This is a genomic window from [Actinomadura] parvosata subsp. kistnae (assembly GCF_900323885.1).
GTDB classification, from domain to species: domain Bacteria; phylum Actinomycetota; class Actinomycetes; order Streptosporangiales; family Streptosporangiaceae; genus Nonomuraea; species Nonomuraea composti.
In genome coordinates, this window is the sequence record NZ_OOHJ01000012.1 from 18,716 (window position 1) to 37,272 (window position 18,557).

Consider the following 18,557-nt stretch of genomic DNA (forward strand, 5'->3'; position numbering starts at 1 on the left):
CCATCTCCAGATGGCGACAGGGCTCAGCTTGGTCGGAATGAGCTCGTAGGTCAGAGCTTGCCCCGCCCTGCTGTCCGGGGAGAACGAGACTCCCGCACGAGTCCCTGTTCAGGGCGGGGACAAGCTGCCTGCGGCGGCGCGTGCCCGCACGACTCTGCTTCCGCCCTGAACCTGGACAGTGCGCGGTCTGCGCATCGGCGACCGGCGGCTGGTAGTCGGCGGTTTACTCGTGATGCCGCGCTGGTGGAGGTTGGGTGTGTGCTGCGCCTGGCGTGATGAAGATCCACGAAGGAGGCCGGGTCCTCATCACCCACCCTCATGGGGTGATGCCCTCGCGCCTCATGTAGCGCACGAGCGCGTCTGCTTGCGCCCGCAGGAGCTTGTCCGGATCGACCGTCAGTTCCATGACGGCCGGCAGGAGTTCGGGCCACAGCGCGTACATGGCCGCCCACAGTCCTCCCTCCCGGATCCGGGCGTTCTGGTCGCGCATCGCTTCGGTGATGAGCGCAAGGAAGGCACCCTCGCAGGAGACGGGCGCGCCTATGCCCGCCCTGACGAGCACGGCCCGGCGCTGCTCCACCTCCGGGGCGCGAACGACAGCGTCCAGCAGTTCCGCGTCCTCCAGCGGCTCGAAGTACTCGGAAACGATCCGGGTCAGCGTGCCGACCTCATCGCGGTCGGCGCCAGTGATCATCACGAAGCGTGAACCGTAGGGGTACTCCTGCCCGTAGTGCAGGAAACTCCTCCCGGCGACCGCCCAGGTGATCTCCCTGGACAACCCGACCTCAGGGCTCGCGCTCACCTCCCGCTTCATGTCGGCCTTCATCAGCGCCGCGCATTCGATCACCTCACGCTCACCCTCACCATCGCGTAACACCAGCCGACGACCGCGGAACCGCCCCCAACGCATGGATCACCATCCTTTCCCGGGAACCCTCAACGCGCTGCCCACACCATCGCAGGCGCGTCACCACGAACCGGCACCCCGAAAACCGGCAGAACCGGCCCCAACGGGCATCCGGCTCATCGACGGCCGACCCTACAAGATCTCTCAGGCTGGCGTCCCCCAGAGCGGTGAGCCGGGCTCCGTTCACGAAGACCAGTGTCCTGTCTCAAACGACGTGCTCACCGACCGAGGCCCTCACCTGGCCAGGTAGCAGATCGTTGAGACACCTCACGTTCCTGGGTCTCATTTGACCTGCTCGGTCAGCAGCGTTTGCGGAGTGGCATCCGGATGTGGTGGGCGAGCGATGAGTTCACCGATCGTCGGCGGTCTGACTGTCCGAAGGCACACGCCGCAACGAGAGGATCCACGAAGCCCAGAGACCGGGAGGGCGCACGAGCTGCGCCTCTGCTGGGCTTCAAGGCGCCGTCGACTCGGTGAACCGGCGGGGCGGGATCTGAGCAACATGACAAGGAGTTCGATCATGACCGTGAGCGCCAGCTTCTGTATGTCCCTCGACGGGTTCGTGGCCCGTCCGGACAATAGCGTGGGCCCTTTGTTCGACTGGTATGACAACGGCGACGTCGAGGTGCCGATGGTCGGCTACCCGATCACGTTCCGGGTCGCCGCGGCCAGCGCGGGCTATCTGTGGGCGCAGATGGACTTCGCCCGAGACAGCGCGTTCGTCTGCGGCCGGCGGGTGTTCGACTACACCGGCGGCTGGGGCGGCAATCCGCCCGGTGGCGGACGCGCGTTCGTGGTGACCCACCGCGAACCTCCAGCGGACTGGCCAGCGGAACGGCTGGCGCCCTTCACCTTCGTCCACGATGGCGTCGCCAGCGCGATCAGCCAGGCCAAGGTCGCTGGAGACGGCAACGTCGGTGTCTCCGGCCCGAACATCGCCCAGCAGTGCCTCAATCTCGGCCTGTTGGATGAGGTGCGGATCGATCTGGTCCCCGTATTCATCGGCGAGGGCATCCGCTACTTCGACAACATCCAGAACGAGAAGGCCGAGCTTGAACGCGTCGAGGTCGTCGAGGGCGAAGGCGTGACGCACCTGCGTTACCGCGTGCACTACCGCTGACCGCCCTGTTTCCGCGTCAATCGTCGGCTTGGATCGCCAAGAACCCAAAACCGCCGACCAGCCGGGAGCGGCCGCGGTTCGTATTCATGGAGAAACACCTCCAGTGGCAAGCACTGCTCACTCCGGACATCCGCCGCCGCGGGGTCGCCCCGGACGACGATCACGACCTGCGCCCCGAGGCCATCGTCGCCGGCGCGCTCACCTGCCTTGACGTCGCCGGCGAGGCCTGGACCCGCGGCAACGGCACCACACCGCTGGAAGACCTGGTCCTCGCGGCGGTCGCGGCGGTACGGGGAAGCGCAGCGGCCACCGAAGAGGGCGTGGCCGCCGCCCGCCTGCGGAAGACCTCTGAGGGTAAGGCGGTACCTCCTGACCTGCGGGTCCACCTCAGCATGGCGAAAGCATGTCGAATCCGGCAACCAACTGACACGGAGACGCGGATTTCGTCGGCGAAACGCGGATCCTCCAGCTCACGTGCCGAGGTTTGGCTTCCGAGCGATTTCGATGATTGTCTGGGGAGGTCAAGCGAACTGTTTGCTCAGCCACTTGAAGGGCGGTCAGTCACGTCAGGCGGTAGCTCGATGACCTCGATCGTCAACGGGCCGGCCTGGCCGGAGGCGGTGAAGACGTGTCGGCCCTGGCCCGTGCCGGAGGGGTGTGGGACATGCGAAGCGATGCCCTGGTGGCCTGATCCGTGTGGAGTGAACAGGAGAGACGTCTTGCCGGTGCGGGTCATGGTGGTGCCCGGCGGGGAAGCCCGCCGGACACGCGGGGTGGCCGGGCGGCTGGTCGGCACCTTGACCGACCGGTTCACCGGCTGGCAGGTGTCGGCCGGGCTGGCGGCACTCACCGTCGTCGGCGTGCTCGTGGTCGCGGTCTTCGCCGGGCCGATCCCGATTGTCGTCGGCACGGCGTTGACCGTGTGCGGGTTCGCCGGCGCTCAAGCCGTACTGGTGAGCCTCGCGCCGGACCTGGTTGCCACGGGCGACCGCGACATCGCACAGGGCCTGCTCAACTTCATGAACATCGCGGGTGGCGGGATCGGTCCGGCCGCTGTCGCGGGTCTGTCCGGCATCGTACCGGTGCCGGTGGCCCTCGCCGTGCTCGCGGCACTCCCGTTGGCCGGACTCGTTCTCAGCCTGACCTGGCGCCCTGTCGCCGGCCGTCGCCCCGAACCCGACGCCACGCGGGGGAGCCCGCGATGACGGCCTGCCTGCCTCTGATCCGATAATGCGTTGACCAGTAAGGAGCCTTGCCATGTCCGCCGAGCCGTTCGAGGTCAGCATCACCGAAGCCGAGATCGCGGACCTGCGTGAACGATTGCGACGGACACGGTGGCCCGAGCGCGAGCCGGTGGACGACTGGTCGCAGGGTTTGCCGCTGGCGTATGCGCAGGAGCTTTGCCGTAGCTGGGCCGAGGACTACGACTTCGGGTTCGCCGCGCGGCTGAACGTCTTCCCGCAGTACCGCGACACGATCGACGGGCTGGGCATCCACTTCCTGCACGTCCGCTCGCCGGAGCCGGACGCGTTTCCGCTCGTGCTCACGCACGGGTGGCCGGGTTCGGTGCTCGAGTTCCTGGAGGTCCTCGGCCCGCTGACCGACCCGCGCGCGCACGGCGGTGACCCGGCGGACGCCTTCCACGTGGTCGCGCCGTCCTTGCCCGGGTACGGCTGGAGTGACAAGCCGTCGACGACCGGGTGGGGCATCACTCGCATCGCGCGCGCCTGGGACACGTTGATGGTCTCGCTGGGTTACGAACGGTACGGCGCGCAGGGCGGTGACTGGGGTTCGGCGGTGTCCGGGGCGCTGGGCGAGGTGGCGCCCGAGCGGGTCGCCGGCGTGCACGTGAATCTGGGATCCGTGGCGGCGGGCACGTTCGACGACCCGACGCCCGGGGAGCTGGCGAATCTTGAGGCCGAGAAGGAGATGCAGCGTACCGGCCGGGGGTACTCGGCGATCCAGGCGACGCGGCCGCAGACGCTCGGCTACGGCCTCACCGACTCCCCGGCGGGGCAGGCCGCCTGGATCGCCGAGAAGTTCTGGGCGTGGACGGACAACGACGGCCATCCCGAGGACGCGTTGTCGCGGCAGACGATCCTCGACGAGATCTCGGTCTATTGGTTCACCGCGTCGGCCACGTCGTCGGCGCGCCTGTACTGGGAGGGCTTGGCCAACTTCCAGGACAAGGTGACCGCGCCATCCGGGTTGTCGGTCTACCCGCGCGACATAACCCGCCCGTCGAGGCGGGAGGCCGAGCTGCGGTTCACCGACCTGCGCTGGTTCGAGGAACTGCCGCATGGTGGCCACTTCGCCGCGCTGGAGCAGCCGGAGTCGCTGGTCGAGCAGGTGCGTGGGTTCTTCCGCCTGGTCCGCTGACTGTCCGTACCATCCCCTGGGAAGCCCGCACCCAGGGGATGGTCCTGCCCGTCCCTCGGGTCACCGGCAAAACGACGGCCGCGCTCGGCGACCAGACGCTGGTGACGCGGAGACCCGCCTGCCCGTCGACGCCTGGGACAGCCGCGACGCCGAATCCACCGCCGCCTGGCTTCGCGCCCACCCGGGCATCGAGGTGGTCTGCCGCGACGGCTCGATGACCTACCGCAGTGCCATCACCACCGGCGCACCGCAGGCCGTCCAGGTCAGCGACCGCTTCCACCTCTGGCAGGTGCGCCGTGAGGTGCTGATTGATCGAGTGGAGGTGAGAGATCGTGCGCCACGGGGCGCTGTGATCCGTGTGCGGGTGTGAGACCCGCACCGTGGCCCTGTCGCAGCGGGACGACAGAAGCAGGGGGCAGCCGGGCCCGGCGAGTCGGCCGGGTCCGGTGGAGAGCAGCCCCGACAACGACGGGACGCACCGGCACTGCCGGACGGTGCCCCTTGGCCATGGCGAGCCGGGCAGGGCCTATTCCGTGATGACGTTGTCGCGGGGGCCGGCGTAGACAGGGTTCCTGTCGAAGCGTTTGTCGGTGACGAGCAGGCGGATCAGGCCCGGCTCGCGCAAGGACTCCTCCGCCTCCCAGACGATCCAGTCGTCGCCGACGGGCTTGGTCTGTGTGCGGAGCACGCCGAAGCCGCCCGGATTGTCCGGCGCCACCGCCATGATCAGGTACTCGACCTTCAGCCCGCGTCGCTTGATCTCGGGCAGGACTTCGCCGACGGTCTTCTCGTCCACGCGGAAGCCGGCCAGTGAGCGGCCCTTCGTGGTCGCCAGCCGGTAGTCGGACTTGACCGGCGGCTTGGGGTCGTGCGACTTGTCGGGCACGAGGACGCAAGGGGCGATCGGTCCGCTCCTCAGGATCGTGCTGGTGCTGTTGTCGCTGATCGTCCAGACGAACGTCTGGCCGGGCTTGAAGAGCTTGGTGTCGATCCGCATCTGCCAGCCCCGGCCGGGTTCCTCCCCGGGGATGTTCTCCGGAACGGAGTACAGGCCGCGGGGAATGTCGCGTACCAGGGTGCCACGCGGTTCCTTGCACCACTGGCCCGGGGGCGCGTAGTCGACGATGGCCGGCACGTTGAGCTCCTTCAACCGCTTCGCCAGCCCCTCCTTGTCGCGGAAGTCGCGGATCTGGACGTACACGACGCCGTCGGGTTCCTTGGTGACCGCGTAGGAGGGGGTGCCGCTGTCCTTCAGCAGCAGGCCCGGCCCCACCGCTATGCCCACGGCGAGCAGCCCAGCGCCCGCCAGCCCCAGGACCAGCCGCCGGGCGGGGCGCCGCTGGGGGTGTCCGATGGACGGGGCAGGCCGCTCGGCGGCGATCGCGGCCAGCAGCTTCCGCGCCCCCGCGTCATCGGCGTGCCCTCCCGGCTTGCCCGGTTCCACCCGGGCCAGGGCACGTGTGATCTCGTCGATGTCTCGGATCTTGTTCATCACAGCTGTCCCTTCGCGGAGGCCAACCGGCTTGCCGAGGTGAAGTGCACATCCGCCTCGGCGAGCGCGCGGGCGAAGCGCCTGCGGGCGCGATGGAGCCTGATGCGTACGGCGTTGCGGGACATGCCCAGCACGGTGGCGATCTGCTGCCGGTCCAATTCCTCCCAGGCGACCAGGGACAACAGCTCCCGATCGGTGTCCGGCAGGGCCCGGAAGATCTGCGCGATCGCCGTCAGCTCCACCCCGCTGTCGGGTGCGGCCTGGTAGAGGTCGGCCATCTCGGCGTCGAACTCCACGCTGAGGGCCTGGCGGCGTACCTCGACCCGGTAGTGGTTGGCCAGCACCTTGCGCGCCACACCGTACAGCCACAGGAGGGCCTGCTCTCCCTCCGGCACCTCACCCATCCGCCGCCAGGCGATGGCGAAGGTTTCCGCCACGACGTCCGCCGCGTCCTGCGGCGAGTGGCAGCGGCGGGCCGCGTACGCCGTGATCCGGCCAAACGTTTCCCGGTACAGGGACTCGAACCCGACCGGCTCACTACCCACGGGCCAGTCCCGCGTCCGGTCTCCTCGGCATCCCCATGGCCGCCTCCTTCATCACCCTTGTTTCACAGACATCCGTGCCTATGTAGGGAGACCGGCCATCATTTCGCGCCTGCGGGAGATATTTCGCGGCCATCTCGCCGCCGACAGTCTCTCAGTCCGGACGCAAGCGTCACACCGATGGCGTGCACCACTTCCTCCTCGGTCGGTCAGGGCACGCCGGGGCTCCGGCCCGACGCGGAGCGTGTGTGCGGGTCGGCGTGTATCCGTGCGCTGGTCAGGGGTTGGTGGCCCAAGTGCGTGGAGTCACGTGCAGGTGGGGGAGGGGGAGCCCAGCCGGCGGTGCGGGACGGCCGCGCAGGCCAGTGGCTTCTGGCTAGCGACGTCGACCTTGTCGAACGCGTTGGCCGAGTCGAACAGGTCCATCGGCGCCGACGCGAAGTGCACCAGCGGCACCCCGTGCGGGTGGAAGAATGCGCCGTCGGTGGGGAGGCAGGGCCCGCAGGCATCCGGCGGCAGGATGAACGATCGCCGCAGTTCCTCCGCCTCGATCGTGGCGGCGACGAGGTGCTCGAGCCGCGGCAGGCGCCAGGTGAACCACCAGCGCGCCTCGGGGTCGGCGGTGGGAACCCACGTGCCGTTCACGGTCTCCCAGCGCACCGCGGCGTGCTGGAGGCGCATGCAGCACCGCCCCGGACACATCTTGCCGGTCCAGACAAGCGCGGGTGTCCGCCGCGTGGGCCAGATGGCTGGAGGCGAGCAGGAACGTCAAGTCGTGCGGGTGACGCCCGGCGGAGGCGTGCGCCCCGTGGCGCGGGGCGGCCAGGACAAGGGCGATGGCATCGCGACCCTCCCACCCCTCCAAGGTCACCTGGCCGCCGTATGGCCATGCCCTTCGACGGCGGCTGCGTGACAGGCATTATGCTGGCGGCCGCACGTCTTATGACGTCTTGTATCCCCGCGATCGCCATGGTCTGCGGAACGTCAACGCCGGATTCCTGGGCCGGAGGATTGAGCGTGCCGCGTACGGCGTTCAGCGTTTCGCCCAGTCCGAGTTCATCCCTCGCTCTGGAGAAGCCGTGCGGTGAACGGGTTGTGCTCGATGGGCTCGTGGTCGCCGACCACGACCGTCCCGCCGATGTTGACGGTATGGTCGCCGACAACGCAGTTGGGTTCGAGGGAGAAGCTCATGCCCGGCGCGAGCGGCATCTCGGCTCCGATGGTGGGAACCTCGGTGATCAGCCCGTATGAGGCCGCTTCCGGCCGCGCCCGCATCCCGGCATCCCACCCGCAGACAGGACCGAACGGATTGAGGGCGTGGATCAGCGGGTGCACGTTCCATCCGCCCGCCTTGTCGGGGGCGCCCGCATCGCCTCCACGACCTCGCCGAAGGGGCGCGCTCGGACCGCCGGAGTGCTTCCGCATCGGCCTTGCTCACCCCTGGCTCCTCCTCGCAGGCCTCCTGCAACAAGAGGCAACGAGGATGTCCCGATCACCAGGCAGCGCCCAAGGGGCAGTTCGTGTTGATCATCTCGGGTTTCCAGCGGGCACCGGCAGGGCGCTGCCGGAGACGGCGCAGGCCACGGCCCAGACCCGAGCGCGTAGTTGCCCTGCGCGCCGCGGACCAGGTCGGCACCGGTGGAGTGGATCTGGGCGAACTCGGCGACGGTGTCCGGTTTGAGGAGCGGGGGACGGCCGTCGATGCCCCACACGGCCGCCGCGTACAGTCCGGCCAGGCCGCGTGCGCTGCCCACCCCGCCGGCCGAGGCCGGGCCGTTGGCGCGGACGGCGCGGGTGTTGGCGAAGGCGACCTGGTCCAGCGGCGGTGTGCTGTTGAGCCCGTAGCCGATGCCGAGGATGCTGTGCGGGCCCGGCAGGTTCGCCCAGAACGCGGCCTCCTGTTCCGGCGAGGCGGTCCACCACTGGATCGGCCGGAACCGGCGCTCCTCGGCTTCGGGCAGCCCCAGGTAGAGGTCCAGCCCGTATGGGACGCGGATGCGCTCGTCGTAGACCTGCTGCAGCGACCGGCCGGTCACCCGCCGGATCACTTCGTTCACCAGGGCAAACGTGACGAACCCGCCGTAGCCGTAGGCCGAACCGGGCCGCCAGTACGGCCGCTGCGCGGCCAGGCGGCGCGCGATCACGGCGTCGTCGGCCAGTTCGGCCGCCGACAGCCCGCCGTCGACGCCGATCACGCCGGAGCGGTGCGTGAGCACGTCCCGCAGCGTGATCATGTCCTTGCCGGCGGCGGCGAACTCCGGCCAGTGCCGGGCCACCGGCTCGTCCAGGCCGAGCACGCCCTCCTGCACCAGCAGCGCCGTCACCAGCGTCGCGGCGCCCTTGGTGGAGGAGTAGACGCCGGTCAGCGTGTCACCGCCGGCCTCGTCCCCGGCCCACAGGTCGACCACCCGCCGGCCGTGCACGTAGGCGGTGAGCTGCGCGCCCGTCTGGCCGTCCTGCTCGGCCACCACCGCGGCGAACTCCTCGCGCACCGGCTCGAAGCCGTCCGCGACCCTTCCATGGACCTTCATCCTGCTCATCGTTCGGCAACCCTTCATCAGGTGAGTGTTGGTCGCCGGCATGACGGATGCTCCGCGGAAAGGTGACCGGGTGCGGATGCGGTCACCTTCCCTTGGTTTGATGCGCCGACGCTTCGACGTGACTGAGATGAGAGGAAGACGACCGTGACGCCCGAGGACTTTCTGGCCGACCAGTTCCAGGGGCACCGTCCCCATCTGAAGGCGGTCGCCTACCGCATGCTCGGCTCGCTGAGCGAGGCCGAGGACGCGGTCCAGGAGGCCTGGCTGCGGCTGGCACGCTCGGACGCGGGCGACATCGGCAATCTCGGCGGCTGGCTGACCACCGTGGTCGGCCGGGTGTGCCTGGACATGCTGCGTGCCCGTAAGTCCCGGCGCGAGGAGTCGCTGGAGGAGCGCCTGCCCGATCCGGTGGTCAGCCTCGCGGATGCCGCCGACCCGGAGCAGGAAGTGCTGCTGGCCGATTCGGTGGGCCTGGCGCTGCTGGTGGTGCTGGAGTCCCTGACCCCGGCCGAACGGCTGGCGTTCGTGCTCCATGACATGTTCGGCCTGCCGTTCGAGCAGATCGCTCCCATCGTGGACCGCACCCCCGCGACGGCCAAGAAGCTCGCCAGCCGCGCCCGTCAGCGCGTCCGCGGCGCGACCCCGAACCCCGACCCAGATCCGGCCGATCAGCGCCGCGTCGTGGACGCGTTCCTGGCCGCCGCCCGCGGCGGCGACTTCGAAGCGCTGGTGTCCATTCTCGACCCCGGCGTGGTACTGCGCGGCGACGGCGGGACGCTCGCCGGCGGCATGAAGGTCCTGCGCGGGGTCGCGGCCGTGGCCGGGCAGCTCGCCACCTTCCAGCGCATGGCCACCAGCGCCACCACCCGCCCGGCGCTCGTCAACGGTCTGGCCGGCCTGGTCAACACCATGGACGGACGGCTCATCTCCGTCATGAGCTTCACCATCTCCGACGGCAAGATCTCCACCATCGACATCCTGTCCGACCCCGACCGGCTGGCCCGGCTCGACCTCGCCCGCCCTGGCAGGGGTCGCCACAGATCAGGTGCGATTCCAGCGGGCGATTCCAGCGGGCGATGCCCGCCCGCTGGAAACGCTCACCTCGTGTCACGTGCCCGGCGTGATCCGGGCGCCCACGAGGATCCGGTTCCAGTTGTTGATCATGCCGATGGCGACCAAGAGCAGGGCGAGCTGCTCCTCGCTGTAGTGCTCGGCCGCCTGCTGCCACACCGCGTCGGACACCTCGGCGCGGTCGGCCAGCCGGGTCGCCTCCTCCGCCAGGGCCAGCGCGGCCCGTTCGGCTGCGGTGAACACGGTGGCCTCACGCCACGCCGCCACCATCCAGAGCCGTTCATCGCTCTCCCCCACCTGCTTCATGTCCCGGGTGTGCATGTCCACGTAGTACGCTCACCCGTTGATCTGACTGGCCCGCAGCTTGACCAGCCCCAGCGTCGGGGTGGGCAGGTCGCTGTCGTGCAGCAGCTTCTCCACCGCGAAGAAGTGGCGGTAGATGCCGGGGACGAGCTTGGCGACGTCGATCCTCTGACTCATCGGTAACCTCCGAGGTCGTCTCAGTTTTCAGGGAGACAACACAGCCCGTCCTGTTGTGACGACCCCAGTACGCAGGCAGTGCCGCCGGAGCGTGGGCGGCCGGATCACGCCGGGCACGTGACACGAGGTGAGCGTTTCCAGCGGGCGGGCATCGCCCGCTGGAATCGCCCGCTGGAATCGCACCTGATCTGTGGCGACCCCTGCCAGGGCGGGCGGCTCACAACCGGTCCACACCTCGGGATCGACGATGCCGCGGGCCTTGCGGGCGGCCGGGATCACCATGGTCGAACGGCGCCGCCGGAAGCCCCGCTGTGATCACTGTAAGGCCGTGAGGGTGGGTCTGCTGAACGCGGGCCCTGGCTTCGTGGTGCACGACGATCGGGCGGCGGTCGTTCACGGTTGCGGTTTCGAGGCATCGGCAGCCGATGGGCCCGGAGGCGGTGGATCAGGTGGGTCAGGCGGGCCGCGAATCTGAACCAGGCGAATGAACGGGTGGCGCCACCGTGTCGCACTCCGATGGGTCGGCGGGATCAAGCCTGGAGGTGGCTTCGAGGAGGGCGTCCAGCCTGTCCCGTGCAGCCAAGAGGTCGGCCGCGGCAGCGCTGAGCCGTTCCCGTTCGCGGTGCAGGTCGGGGAGCATTCCGGCGCAGGACGGTGTCAGCCCCTCGCCGTCATCGGTCATGCAAGGCAGCACCTCGCCGATCGTCGTGGTGCTGAGCCCGGCGGCGAGCATGAGACGAATGCCTCGCACCGTGGCGACGTCCTCTTTGCGAAACTCCCGATACCCGCTGGGCCGCCGCAGCGGCCGGAGCAGGCCTTGCTCCTCGTAGTAACGCAACGAGCGCACGCTAGCGCCCGTGAGCCGGGACAGCTCTCCGATCTGCATGTGACAACCGCCACTTCGAGTTGACTCTCACGCCGGTGTGAGAGTCCAGCCTATTCGCATGACAGAACAGCATTCATCCGGACAGGACAGCACCGCGGTCACCGTCGTCGGCTTGGGACCGATGGGATCGGCGCTGGCAGAGACGTTTCTTGATAGGGGCCGATCCCTCACGGTCTGGAACCGTACCGCTGGCAAGGCCGACGCGCTGGTCGCCAAGGGGGCGCGCCGCGCGGCCACCGTCGCCGAGGCCGTGGCCGCGAGCCCTGTCACGATCACATGTCTCAACGACTACGCGACCATGTACCAGGTCTTTGATTCCGCCGGCGCTGCGTTTCAGGGCCGTACGCTGGTGAATCTCACCTCGGGAACGCCGGCAGAAGCTCGCATGACAGCGGACTGGGCGGCCGAACGCGACCTCGGCTATCTCGATGGCGCGATCATGGTGCCCCCACCACTCGTCGGCCGGCCTGAATCGGTCCTCCTGTATGCCGGGCCACGGGAAGTCTTCGACCGGCACCGGGCGACCCTGGCGTTCCTGGGCGATCCCCGGCACCTCGGCGCCGATCCGAGCCTGGCGGTGCTGTTCAACACGGCACTGCTCGAGATGATGTACGCGACCCTGAACGGTTTCCTGCACGGCGCCGCCCTGGTCGGCTCGGCGAATGTGTCCGCGTCCGAGTTCGCCGAACTCGCGCTGGGCTGGTTCATGCCCGTGGTGCTGAACCCTGCGAGCCTCGCCGAACAAGTACCTGACCTGGACGAGGGCGCATACCCCGGCGACCTCGGAACCATGCACATGAACCTGAACGCGCTGGAGCATATCGTCCGCACCAGTGTCGAGCAGGGCGTCCACTCTGACCAGCCACGGTTGATGAAAGAACTCGCCGAACACGCGATCGCTCAGGGGCACGGCACCGAGAACTATTTCGCCATGTTCGAGATCTTCAAGAGAGGCCGAGGGCCGATGCCCGGCGGTGGCTGGTGATTGATGGGCCCATGCTCCGACAGGAGCCACGCACGGCTCTCGCGCGTCAGCCCGAGATGAGAAGAGCCACCACCCCGACTCTCAAGTGCGCAAGGGCAATCCCCCACACCCGGGAGGTCCCGGCGATGGCCTGACCCAACCGACCCCGCTGGTCTGGACCCAGCGACGGGCTACCGCTTCTCCACCTCACCCGGCGACTGGATCACCCACGAACGCTCCCGCCTGCGTACCGAGCTGACCCTAGGCGGCGCTGACCTGCTCACGAAGGCGTGGGCTTCGTGCACCCCCGCCGTTACTCCTCCGACACCGGCCACGATCCAGGCGTCCAGATCGGTGACGGCGGGAATGAGGAAGGTGGAGAACGTCGGCCAGGCGTCCACCTCGCTCCAGCCGAACACCGGCGCTGTCTGCGGTGGCCGCAGGTAGACCTGCTTGACTTTCTCCACCGGCACGTTGACCGTCTGCAAGGCCTTGAGCAGCAGATACTCGCTGGTGCCGCGGTGCCCGACAGCGACGCTGTGCCCAGCGAGGCACGGGCTCCCAGGAGCAGGAGGCCCGCATCGGCCGCTACCGGCCATCACCGAGCTGGGCCAGCTCTCCTTCCGGCGTGGCCCGCACACGCCAAAATCCCCGCTCCGGCGCTTTCGCCAGTTCCGGGCCTGAGCCGACGGTTCATCCGGCGGCGAGCTGGGGCCGGACTGGGCGAGTCAGTCGGCAAGGATGCGCAGGCCGAGATGGATGACGCGCAGGGCCTCGATGTCGGCGTGCCAGCGTTTCGCCGTCTCGGCGATCTCCGGGCCCAGCCGGGCGGTCTCTTCGTCGGTCAGCTGCTCATCACGAACAGTATATCGGACAGAACATGAATTCTGTTGGGTATAGGAGGAGTGCTGCGTCGCCGTGCCCTCGGCCTGGTCTTCGTGGACGGAGCCCGGCTCACCGTCATGGGGAGGCCGGCTTGAGAGGTCTTGTAGGGTCGGCCGTCGGTGAGCTGGATGCCTGTTGGGGCCGGTTCTGCCGGTTTTCGGGGTGCCGGTTTGTGGTGACGTGCCTGTGATGGTGTGGGCAGCGCGTTGAGGGTTCCCGGGAAGGATGGTCATTCATGAGCTGGGGGCGGTTCCGCGGTCGTCGGCTGGTGTTACGCGATGGTGAGGGTGAGCGTGAGGTGATCGAATGCGCGGCGGTGATGAAGGCCGACATGGAGCGGGAGGTGAGCGCGAGCCCTGAGGTCGGGTTGTCCAGGGAGATCACCTGGGCGGTCGCCGGGAGGAGTTTCCTGCACTACGGGCAGGAGTACCCCTACGGTTCACGGTTCGTGATGATCACTGGCGCCGACCGCGATGAGGTCGGCACGTTGACCCGGATCGTTTCCGAGTACTTCGAGCCGCTGGAGGACGCGGAACTGCTGGACGCTGTCGTTTGCGCCCCGGAGGTGGAGCAGCGCCGGGCCGTGCTCGTCAGGGCGGGCATAGGCGCGCCCGTCTCCGCGGTGATCGCGGCCGAGTTTGGGGATGTCGCTCTCGCCCGGGAACCAGCGCAGGACCAGCACCGCCTGCCAGAACGGAGTCAGAGCGCGGCTGCCCTCCGGGGTGCCGAGCCGGCGCCGTTCGTCCCTCAGCAGCCCGGCAACGTGGCGAAACAGCGCACGGGAGACGTCGAGCATGGCACGATGAGCAATCATGCGGAGCCTTCCGGCCTTGAGCGTTCTTGTGGGGAGAACTCATCTACCGGAGGCTCCATGTCCGTCTCCGGCCTTCGACGACTTCTCCCGGAAGGCCCAGAACGTCACCACGGGCGCCCAAGAATCCCCGATCACCTCAACTATTCCTCTGAGATCACCTCATTGCATGGGGCCGCTGCGGCGGAGGCGCCAAACCGCGGCTGACTGCCAGACGGTGAGCGCGGTGAACGTCATGATGGCGATGGTGACCAGCGCGGGAAAGTACCAATCAGGGACCATGCTTTCGAGAGCGCTATCGTCATTGAGTTCATAGAACGAGGTCGTGGGATTGATCCAGATGGCCAGGGTGAGAGTCAGCAAGTACATAATGCTTCCGATCGCGCATCCGATGAGGCCACTGACAGAGGATCCACGCTTTAACTGGCCGTGCAGCGCGGCGAGAAGGGCCGCCTCGCCGGCGAGTATGAGGGTGATTTTGAGCGTCCACCACCGCGCCGACGCGATTTCCTCATCAAGTTCTTCCAGCAGCACATAATTCCATGGCACTTCGTAGTTAGGGTGTAGCCCCGACGGGTGAGCAGCCAACTGGATCGAGATCAGGTTCACTGCGGCATACAACAACGGGGTCGCCAGGGCGCACAGCAGAGCGGGCGAGCGTTTCAGGTGTTGTAGGTCCATGATCGATTAGACGACCGGCACAAGCGGCGAGTTCAAACGGATCGAATCCCAGTGTGCGCTTGAGATTCTGATCATCTGTGTCAATCGCAGATGCAGCGGGGCTGCCGTTGGGCGGGACCGCCTCGGGTGAGGTGGGGGCCATGCCGGCGATGGCCGCCCAGCGGATGATGGCTTCGGAGACTGCGGGGTAGCGTTCGTCATCGCGGGCCAGGCGGCAGGCGATCAGTCAGGCCAGCGTCCGCTCCATCGCTCAAGCACACTGCACCGACGGAGGGAAGGAGAGGGAACGGGGGTCGATAATCGGGCGCGAGGGGCTGCGACGGCTCGCTGTGAGTGGGAACCGCGCGATGTCGACCGGCTCAACGCCACCAGCTGGGGCGCTGCACGGCGATTTCGACCACGCGCGACATCAGCGCTTTCCACCGCGTTCAACCAGGGCAAGCTGCTACCGGCGAACCCGCGGAGCGTCATTTCCCAACGGCCGGCGGCAGCCTCGCAACAGCAGCAGCCGCCCGCCCTGTGCGGCGGCAAGCCGGAACTGCGGCCGGTCGCCGGCAGCGTCCCCGAGGCTTTCACCGTGACCTTCAGCTCGCCCGACGGCCGCCTGCAATTCGCCGTGTCCACCACGCACAAGATCCCGAAGCACGACGCCATAACCGCCGTATCCCCGGACATCAACAAGGCGGCCGAGGCGGCTTTCCGCCCCGACACCTAAGCTAATTGGCGATCTTGGGATAGGTGGCTCCAGGATGTACCTATTGCGCCGATCGCCAGGTTGCACGCCCGCTGGCCTAGTGAGTCGTCGCCGGTTTCGTCAGCGGGCGGTACGCAGGCGCAGGAGATGCCCGGTGATGTGGTCACGGGCCGCGGTGACAGCGCGAACCGCGTGATCGTCGATGCCTTGTGGCGGGCGGGTGCCCTTGAAGAGCAGCGTGGCGTAGCCGTGCGTGGTGGACAGGTGCACGTAGACGAAATCGGCGCTGTCGGCCCAGGAAGTGTCGGCGGGCAGCACGTCCGCGGCCAGGCGCATGAGGGCGGCCGTGAGGCGGCGACTCTGCTCCTGGACGGTCGGACGGTGGGGCTCGGCGAAATCATAGGAGTAGACGAGGTCGAGGCCGGCGCGGTGCTCGAGGACGAAACGGGTGTAGGCGCCCGCGGTGGCAGCGAGCCGGTCCACGGGATCGGGCCCCGCTTGCTCGGCCGCCTCGACGAGAACGTCGGTGATGTCGCCGATGATGGCGGACGCGCAGGCGGCGAGCAGTGCCTCCCGATCGGGGAAGTGACGGTACGGCGCGGCCGATGACACGCCGACGCGGGCGGCGACCTTCGCCACGGAGAAACCGGTGACGCCTGATTCGGCCAGGAGCGCGAGACCCTCGCGGATCAGCTCGGAACGCAGGTCGCCGTGGTGGTAGCCGCGTTTCGGCGGCGTGGGTCTGCTCACGGCGACCGATTCTCCCTCCCTTTCCAATGTTAGAGTACTCTTACTTGATGTTAGAGCACTCTTACATCTGCGGGAATGAGGACACACCATGGAGCAACGGACCCTCGGACGGCAGGGGCTGGCGGCGTCGGCGCTGGGATACGGCGCGATGGGCATCTCCCTGGCCTATGGGCCGTCGGATGAGTACGAGGGGATCGCGACGATCCGCCGGGCCCACGAGCTTGGCGTGACGTTCTTCGACACGGCCGAGCTGTACGGGCAGGGCGAGAACGAGCGGATCGTCGGCGCCGCGCTCGCCCCGATACGCGACGAGGCCGTCATCGCGACCAAGTTCGGCTTCGACTTCACCGGTACCAGAGAGGGCGGTGTCGACAGCCGTCCCGAGCACATCCGCGAGGTCGTCGACAACAGCCTGCGTTACCTCGGCGTCGACGTCATCGACGTGCTCTACCAGCACCGCGTCGACCCCAACGTACCCATCGAGGACGTGGCCGGGACGGTCAAGGAGTTCATCGACGCCGGCAAGGTCCGCTACTTCGGGCTGAGCGAGGCGGGGGCGAACACCATCCGTCGCGCGCACGCTGTACAGCCCGTCTCGGTTCTGCAAACCGAATACTCTCTGTTCGAGCGGGACGCCGAGATCCTCTTTCCCGTCCTGCGCGAGCTCGGGATCGGGTTCGTCGCCTACTCGCCGCTCGGCCGGGGTTTCCTCACCGGCCAGGCCAAGCCCGGCGCCGAATATGACCCCACCGACATGCGCACTTGGGACGCCCGCTTCCAGCCCGGCAACTACGAGAAGAACCTGGAGGCCACCCAGCGGCTCGCGGACCTGGCCGCGACCAAGAACGCCACCGTTGCCCAACTCGCCCTGGCCTGGCTCCTGACCCAGGGCGACGACATCGTTCCCATCCCCGGCACCCGCAGCATCCAGCGACTGGAGGAGAACGTGGCCGCCGCCGACCTCACCCTCGACGACAGCGACCTGAAGCGCATCGCCGAGATCCTCCCGACCGGCGGCTTCGGCGCCCGCTACCCCGAGGGCATGCTCCCCCCTTGGGACTGACCCGGCTGACCGGGCACGACCTTCTTAAACGCAGCGGGCAGGCCGCTGCCGTCCGCAGCCGCGCCCGCGCTATCGGGCACGGCGATGCCCAATAGGGTAGCTGTGCGCAGTGTTCCGATTTCGTCATGCTGCGATCACGTCACAGCCAGCCCTTCAGCTTCGCCTTTAGCCTCTGGCCTGGGGTTCTTCTCGGGTGGCAGACGCTGGTTGATCTTGTTTTCGGTGGACGGGGTGTCGCGGGCCTGAGCCTGATTCTTTAGGGCGTTCCGAGTGGATTTGGAACAGCGGCGGGGGTGCCGAGCAAGGGGTGGATGTTGCGAAATCCGCAGCGGACGCCTCCGGGGTGAGTGGCCGACCTGCGAGTGGTTCTCCCAGGGGCGACGCAGGCCTCTATCCGCGGGCAGGTCGCTGTGTTCAGCGGTGCTCGGGCTCCACCGGGAGCCACAGTTCGGCGTCGGCCTCGGTCTTCTCCGGCGACAGCTGGATGCGGAGGATCTCGGGGCCGGTGCGGGTGCGGTACGGGTTTGACGGGAACCACTCGGTGAACACGTCCCGCCACAGCTCCTGGATGGCCCGTGGCGCGGGCCCGGAGGTGGTGAAAACCGCCCAGGTGCCGGCGGGGACGGCCAGCGTGGTCGCGCCTTCCGGAGCGGCCGCGGAGGTGATCACGCCATGGTGGTAGTCGAGCTCATTACCCTCGGCGCGGCTGGGGTCCACGTCGTCGCATACCGCGACGATGCCGTACGGTTCCTGGTCCGACAGCTTCTCCAGGCGTTCCAGGGCCTGCGGCTCGATCTTACGGACGAAGTCGATGATGGCCTGGTTCGGGCCCGCGTGCACCAGCGGTACCCGGGCTTTGAACCCGACGACGGTGAAGTCCGCCTTGTCCACGACGCGGTACCGCATGCTGCTGCTCCCTTCGATGGTGAGACGGAAGGCCATGCGGGACTGGGAGGTGAGCGCGGCGCCGGTACGCCGGGCCTCGCCTGGTCCGATGCCGTGCATGGCACGAAACGCCCGCGCGAACGCCTCACCGGAGCTGTAGCCGTAGCGCACCGCGATGTCCAGCAGCGTTGCACGCCCCGCGAGTACTTCGGCGCCCGCGAGGGTGAGCCGGCGGCGCCGGACGTATTCCGCGAGCGGCATGCCCGCCAGTGCGGAGAACATCCGGCGCAGGTGCTGCTCCGAGGTGGCCGCGATGCGCGCCAGCTCCTCCACGTCGACGGCCTGGTCCAGACGGCCCTCGATGTGCTCCATGGCCTGGTTCAGCCGCTCCAGCATGCGTGCCCCTC

20 protein-coding genes and 1 pseudogene are annotated in these 18,557 nt (G+C 68.3%); 8 read left to right on the plus strand and 13 right to left on the minus strand.

The window, feature by feature from the left end:
- Window positions 1–316: 316 nt before the first annotated feature.
- Window positions 317–910: a hypothetical protein gene (locus tag KIS93_RS13000; protein ID WP_186404150.1), complete on the minus strand. Its 594-nt coding sequence runs from the start codon at window positions 908–910 to the stop codon at window positions 317–319.
- A 517-nt stretch (window positions 911–1,427) separates the two neighbouring features.
- Here KIS93_RS13000 and KIS93_RS13005 point away from each other — a divergent pair.
- The 4 genes from KIS93_RS13005 to KIS93_RS67450 all read left to right on the plus strand — a co-directional run bounded on the left by KIS93_RS13005 (window position 1,428) and on the right by KIS93_RS67450 (window position 4,776).
- On the plus strand, window positions 1,428–2,027 hold the full coding sequence (locus KIS93_RS13005) for a dihydrofolate reductase family protein (protein WP_222107453.1): 600 nt from the start codon (window positions 1,428–1,430) through the stop codon (window positions 2,025–2,027).
- Window positions 2,028–2,113: 86 nt separating this feature from the next.
- Complete coding sequence (locus KIS93_RS63330; protein ID WP_222107454.1) at window positions 2,114–3,232, plus strand: MFS transporter; 1,119 nt, start codon at window positions 2,114–2,116, stop codon at window positions 3,230–3,232.
- A 52-nt stretch (window positions 3,233–3,284) separates the two neighbouring features.
- Window positions 3,285–4,406 carry an epoxide hydrolase family protein gene (locus KIS93_RS13015; RefSeq protein WP_186404151.1) on the plus strand — a complete coding sequence of 374 codons (1,122 nt, stop codon included), beginning with the start codon at window positions 3,285–3,287 and terminating at the stop codon, window positions 4,404–4,406.
- The gene (locus tag KIS93_RS67450) at window positions 4,327–4,776 is read left to right on the plus strand and encodes a transposase (protein ID WP_281261964.1); all 450 of its coding nucleotides are present in this window, start codon (window positions 4,327–4,329) and stop codon (window positions 4,774–4,776) included. Before KIS93_RS13015 ends, KIS93_RS67450 begins: the two co-directional genes overlap by 80 nt.
- A gap of 156 nt (window positions 4,777–4,932) precedes the next feature.
- Here the strand turns inward: KIS93_RS67450 and KIS93_RS13025 are convergent, their stop codons facing one another.
- From KIS93_RS13025 to KIS93_RS13045, 5 genes are all read right to left on the minus strand, one after another.
- Complete coding sequence (locus KIS93_RS13025) at window positions 4,933–5,898, minus strand: hypothetical protein (protein ID WP_186404152.1); 966 nt, start codon at window positions 5,896–5,898, stop codon at window positions 4,933–4,935.
- Window positions 5,898–6,443, minus strand: coding sequence for an RNA polymerase sigma factor (locus KIS93_RS13030; protein WP_186404153.1), 546 nt, complete (start codon window positions 6,441–6,443; stop codon window positions 5,898–5,900). Before KIS93_RS13030 ends, KIS93_RS13025 begins: the two co-directional genes overlap by 1 nt.
- A 303-nt stretch (window positions 6,444–6,746) precedes the next feature.
- Window positions 6,747–7,121 carry a hypothetical protein gene (locus KIS93_RS13035; protein WP_186404154.1) on the minus strand — a complete coding sequence of 125 codons (375 nt, stop codon included), beginning with the start codon at window positions 7,119–7,121 and terminating at the stop codon, window positions 6,747–6,749.
- A 375-nt stretch (window positions 7,122–7,496) separates the two neighbouring features.
- On the minus strand, window positions 7,497–7,775 hold the full coding sequence (locus KIS93_RS13040; RefSeq protein WP_186404155.1) for a hypothetical protein: 279 nt from the start codon (window positions 7,773–7,775) through the stop codon (window positions 7,497–7,499).
- On the minus strand, window positions 7,763–8,971 hold the full coding sequence (locus KIS93_RS13045; RefSeq protein WP_222107456.1) for a serine hydrolase domain-containing protein: 1,209 nt from the start codon (window positions 8,969–8,971) through the stop codon (window positions 7,763–7,765). The genes KIS93_RS13040 and KIS93_RS13045 overlap by 13 nt, the downstream gene beginning before the upstream one ends.
- Before the next feature lie 153 nt (window positions 8,972–9,124).
- Between KIS93_RS13045 and sigJ the strand changes: the two are divergent.
- Window positions 9,125–9,997, plus strand: a pseudogene (gene sigJ, locus KIS93_RS13050) (RNA polymerase sigma factor SigJ); the annotation flags it as partial.
- Between the two features lie 988 nt (window positions 9,998–10,985).
- Here the strand turns inward: sigJ and KIS93_RS13060 are convergent.
- A complete protein-coding gene (locus KIS93_RS13060) occupies window positions 10,986–11,417 on the minus strand; it encodes a MerR family transcriptional regulator (RefSeq protein ID WP_186404157.1) in 432 nt (143 codons plus the stop codon).
- Window positions 11,418–11,475: 58 nt separating this feature from the next.
- Here KIS93_RS13060 and KIS93_RS13065 point away from each other — a divergent pair, with 58 nt between their 5' ends.
- The gene (locus tag KIS93_RS13065) at window positions 11,476–12,402 is read left to right on the plus strand and encodes an NAD(P)-dependent oxidoreductase (RefSeq protein ID WP_186404158.1); all 927 of its coding nucleotides are present in this window, start codon (window positions 11,476–11,478) and stop codon (window positions 12,400–12,402) included.
- Window positions 12,403–12,572: 170 nt separating this feature from the next.
- Here KIS93_RS13065 and KIS93_RS13070 read toward each other — a convergent pair whose 3' ends face one another.
- The 4 genes from KIS93_RS13070 to KIS93_RS13085 form a co-directional block, all read right to left on the minus strand.
- Entirely contained in the window at window positions 12,573–12,869 is a 297-nt protein-coding gene (locus KIS93_RS13070; RefSeq protein ID WP_222107457.1) for a hypothetical protein, read from the minus strand.
- Window positions 12,870–13,109: 240 nt separating this feature from the next.
- Window positions 13,110–13,499: a hypothetical protein gene (locus KIS93_RS63340; protein ID WP_222107458.1), complete on the minus strand. Its 390-nt coding sequence runs from the start codon at window positions 13,497–13,499 to the stop codon at window positions 13,110–13,112.
- A gap of 206 nt (window positions 13,500–13,705) precedes the next feature.
- Entirely contained in the window at window positions 13,706–14,062 is a 357-nt protein-coding gene (locus tag KIS93_RS63345; protein ID WP_222107459.1) for a hypothetical protein, read from the minus strand.
- 177 nt (window positions 14,063–14,239) lie between these two features.
- Window positions 14,240–14,758: a hypothetical protein gene (locus KIS93_RS13085; protein ID WP_186404160.1), complete on the minus strand. Its 519-nt coding sequence runs from the start codon at window positions 14,756–14,758 to the stop codon at window positions 14,240–14,242.
- Between the two features lie 577 nt (window positions 14,759–15,335).
- Here KIS93_RS13085 and KIS93_RS13090 point away from each other — a divergent pair.
- A complete protein-coding gene (locus KIS93_RS13090; protein ID WP_186404161.1) occupies window positions 15,336–15,473 on the plus strand; it encodes a hypothetical protein in 138 nt (45 codons plus the stop codon).
- Window positions 15,474–15,572: 99 nt separating this feature from the next.
- Here KIS93_RS13090 and KIS93_RS13095 read toward each other — a convergent pair whose 3' ends face one another.
- The gene (locus KIS93_RS13095) at window positions 15,573–16,202 is read right to left on the minus strand and encodes a TetR/AcrR family transcriptional regulator (RefSeq protein ID WP_186404162.1); all 630 of its coding nucleotides are present in this window, start codon (window positions 16,200–16,202) and stop codon (window positions 15,573–15,575) included.
- 88 nt (window positions 16,203–16,290) lie between these two features.
- Between KIS93_RS13095 and KIS93_RS13100 the strand changes: the two genes are divergently transcribed.
- Window positions 16,291–17,265 carry an aldo/keto reductase gene (locus KIS93_RS13100; RefSeq protein ID WP_186404163.1) on the plus strand — a complete coding sequence of 325 codons (975 nt, stop codon included), beginning with the start codon at window positions 16,291–16,293 and terminating at the stop codon, window positions 17,263–17,265.
- 414 nt (window positions 17,266–17,679) lie between these two features.
- On the opposite strand, the gene KIS93_RS13105 is transcribed toward KIS93_RS13100, so the two are convergent.
- Window positions 17,680–18,546 carry an AraC family transcriptional regulator gene (locus KIS93_RS13105; RefSeq protein ID WP_186404164.1) on the minus strand — a complete coding sequence of 289 codons (867 nt, stop codon included), beginning with the start codon at window positions 18,544–18,546 and terminating at the stop codon, window positions 17,680–17,682.
- Window positions 18,547–18,557: the final 11 nt, after the last annotated feature.

Bases quoted from the DNA above. Each gene is read 5' to 3' on its own strand.
- KIS93_RS13000 (WP_186404150.1), bottom strand. From the start codon at position 910: ATGCGTTGGGGGCGGTTCCGCGGTCGTCGGCTGGTGTTACGCGATGGT.
- KIS93_RS13005 (WP_222107453.1), top strand. From the start codon at position 1,428: ATGACCGTGAGCGCCAGCTTCTGTATGTCCCTCGACGGGTTCGTGGCC.
- KIS93_RS63330 (WP_222107454.1), top strand. From the start codon at position 2,114: ATGGAGAAACACCTCCAGTGGCAAGCACTGCTCACTCCGGACATCCGC.
- KIS93_RS13015 (WP_186404151.1), top strand. From the start codon at position 3,285: ATGTCCGCCGAGCCGTTCGAGGTCAGCATCACCGAAGCCGAGATCGCG.
- KIS93_RS67450 (WP_281261964.1), top strand. From the start codon at position 4,327: ATGGTGGCCACTTCGCCGCGCTGGAGCAGCCGGAGTCGCTGGTCGAGC.
- KIS93_RS13025 (WP_186404152.1), bottom strand. From the start codon at position 5,898: ATGAACAAGATCCGAGACATCGACGAGATCACACGTGCCCTGGCCCGG.
- KIS93_RS13035 (WP_186404154.1), bottom strand. From the start codon at position 7,121: ATGCGCCTCCAGCACGCCGCGGTGCGCTGGGAGACCGTGAACGGCACG.
- KIS93_RS13045 (WP_222107456.1), bottom strand. From the start codon at position 8,971: ATGAAGGTCCATGGAAGGGTCGCGGACGGCTTCGAGCCGGTGCGCGAG.
- KIS93_RS13060 (WP_186404157.1), bottom strand. From the start codon at position 11,417: ATGCAGATCGGAGAGCTGTCCCGGCTCACGGGCGCTAGCGTGCGCTCG.
- KIS93_RS13065 (WP_186404158.1), top strand. From the start codon at position 11,476: ATGACAGAACAGCATTCATCCGGACAGGACAGCACCGCGGTCACCGTC.
- KIS93_RS63340 (WP_222107458.1), bottom strand. From the start codon at position 13,499: ATGACCATCCTTCCCGGGAACCCTCAACGCGCTGCCCACACCATCACA.
- KIS93_RS63345 (WP_222107459.1), bottom strand. From the start codon at position 14,062: ATGCTCGACGTCTCCCGTGCGCTGTTTCGCCACGTTGCCGGGCTGCTG.
- KIS93_RS13085 (WP_186404160.1), bottom strand. From the start codon at position 14,758: ATGGACCTACAACACCTGAAACGCTCGCCCGCTCTGCTGTGCGCCCTG.
- KIS93_RS13100 (WP_186404163.1), top strand. From the start codon at position 16,291: ATGGAGCAACGGACCCTCGGACGGCAGGGGCTGGCGGCGTCGGCGCTG.
- KIS93_RS13105 (WP_186404164.1), bottom strand. From the start codon at position 18,546: ATGCTGGAGCGGCTGAACCAGGCCATGGAGCACATCGAGGGCCGTCTG.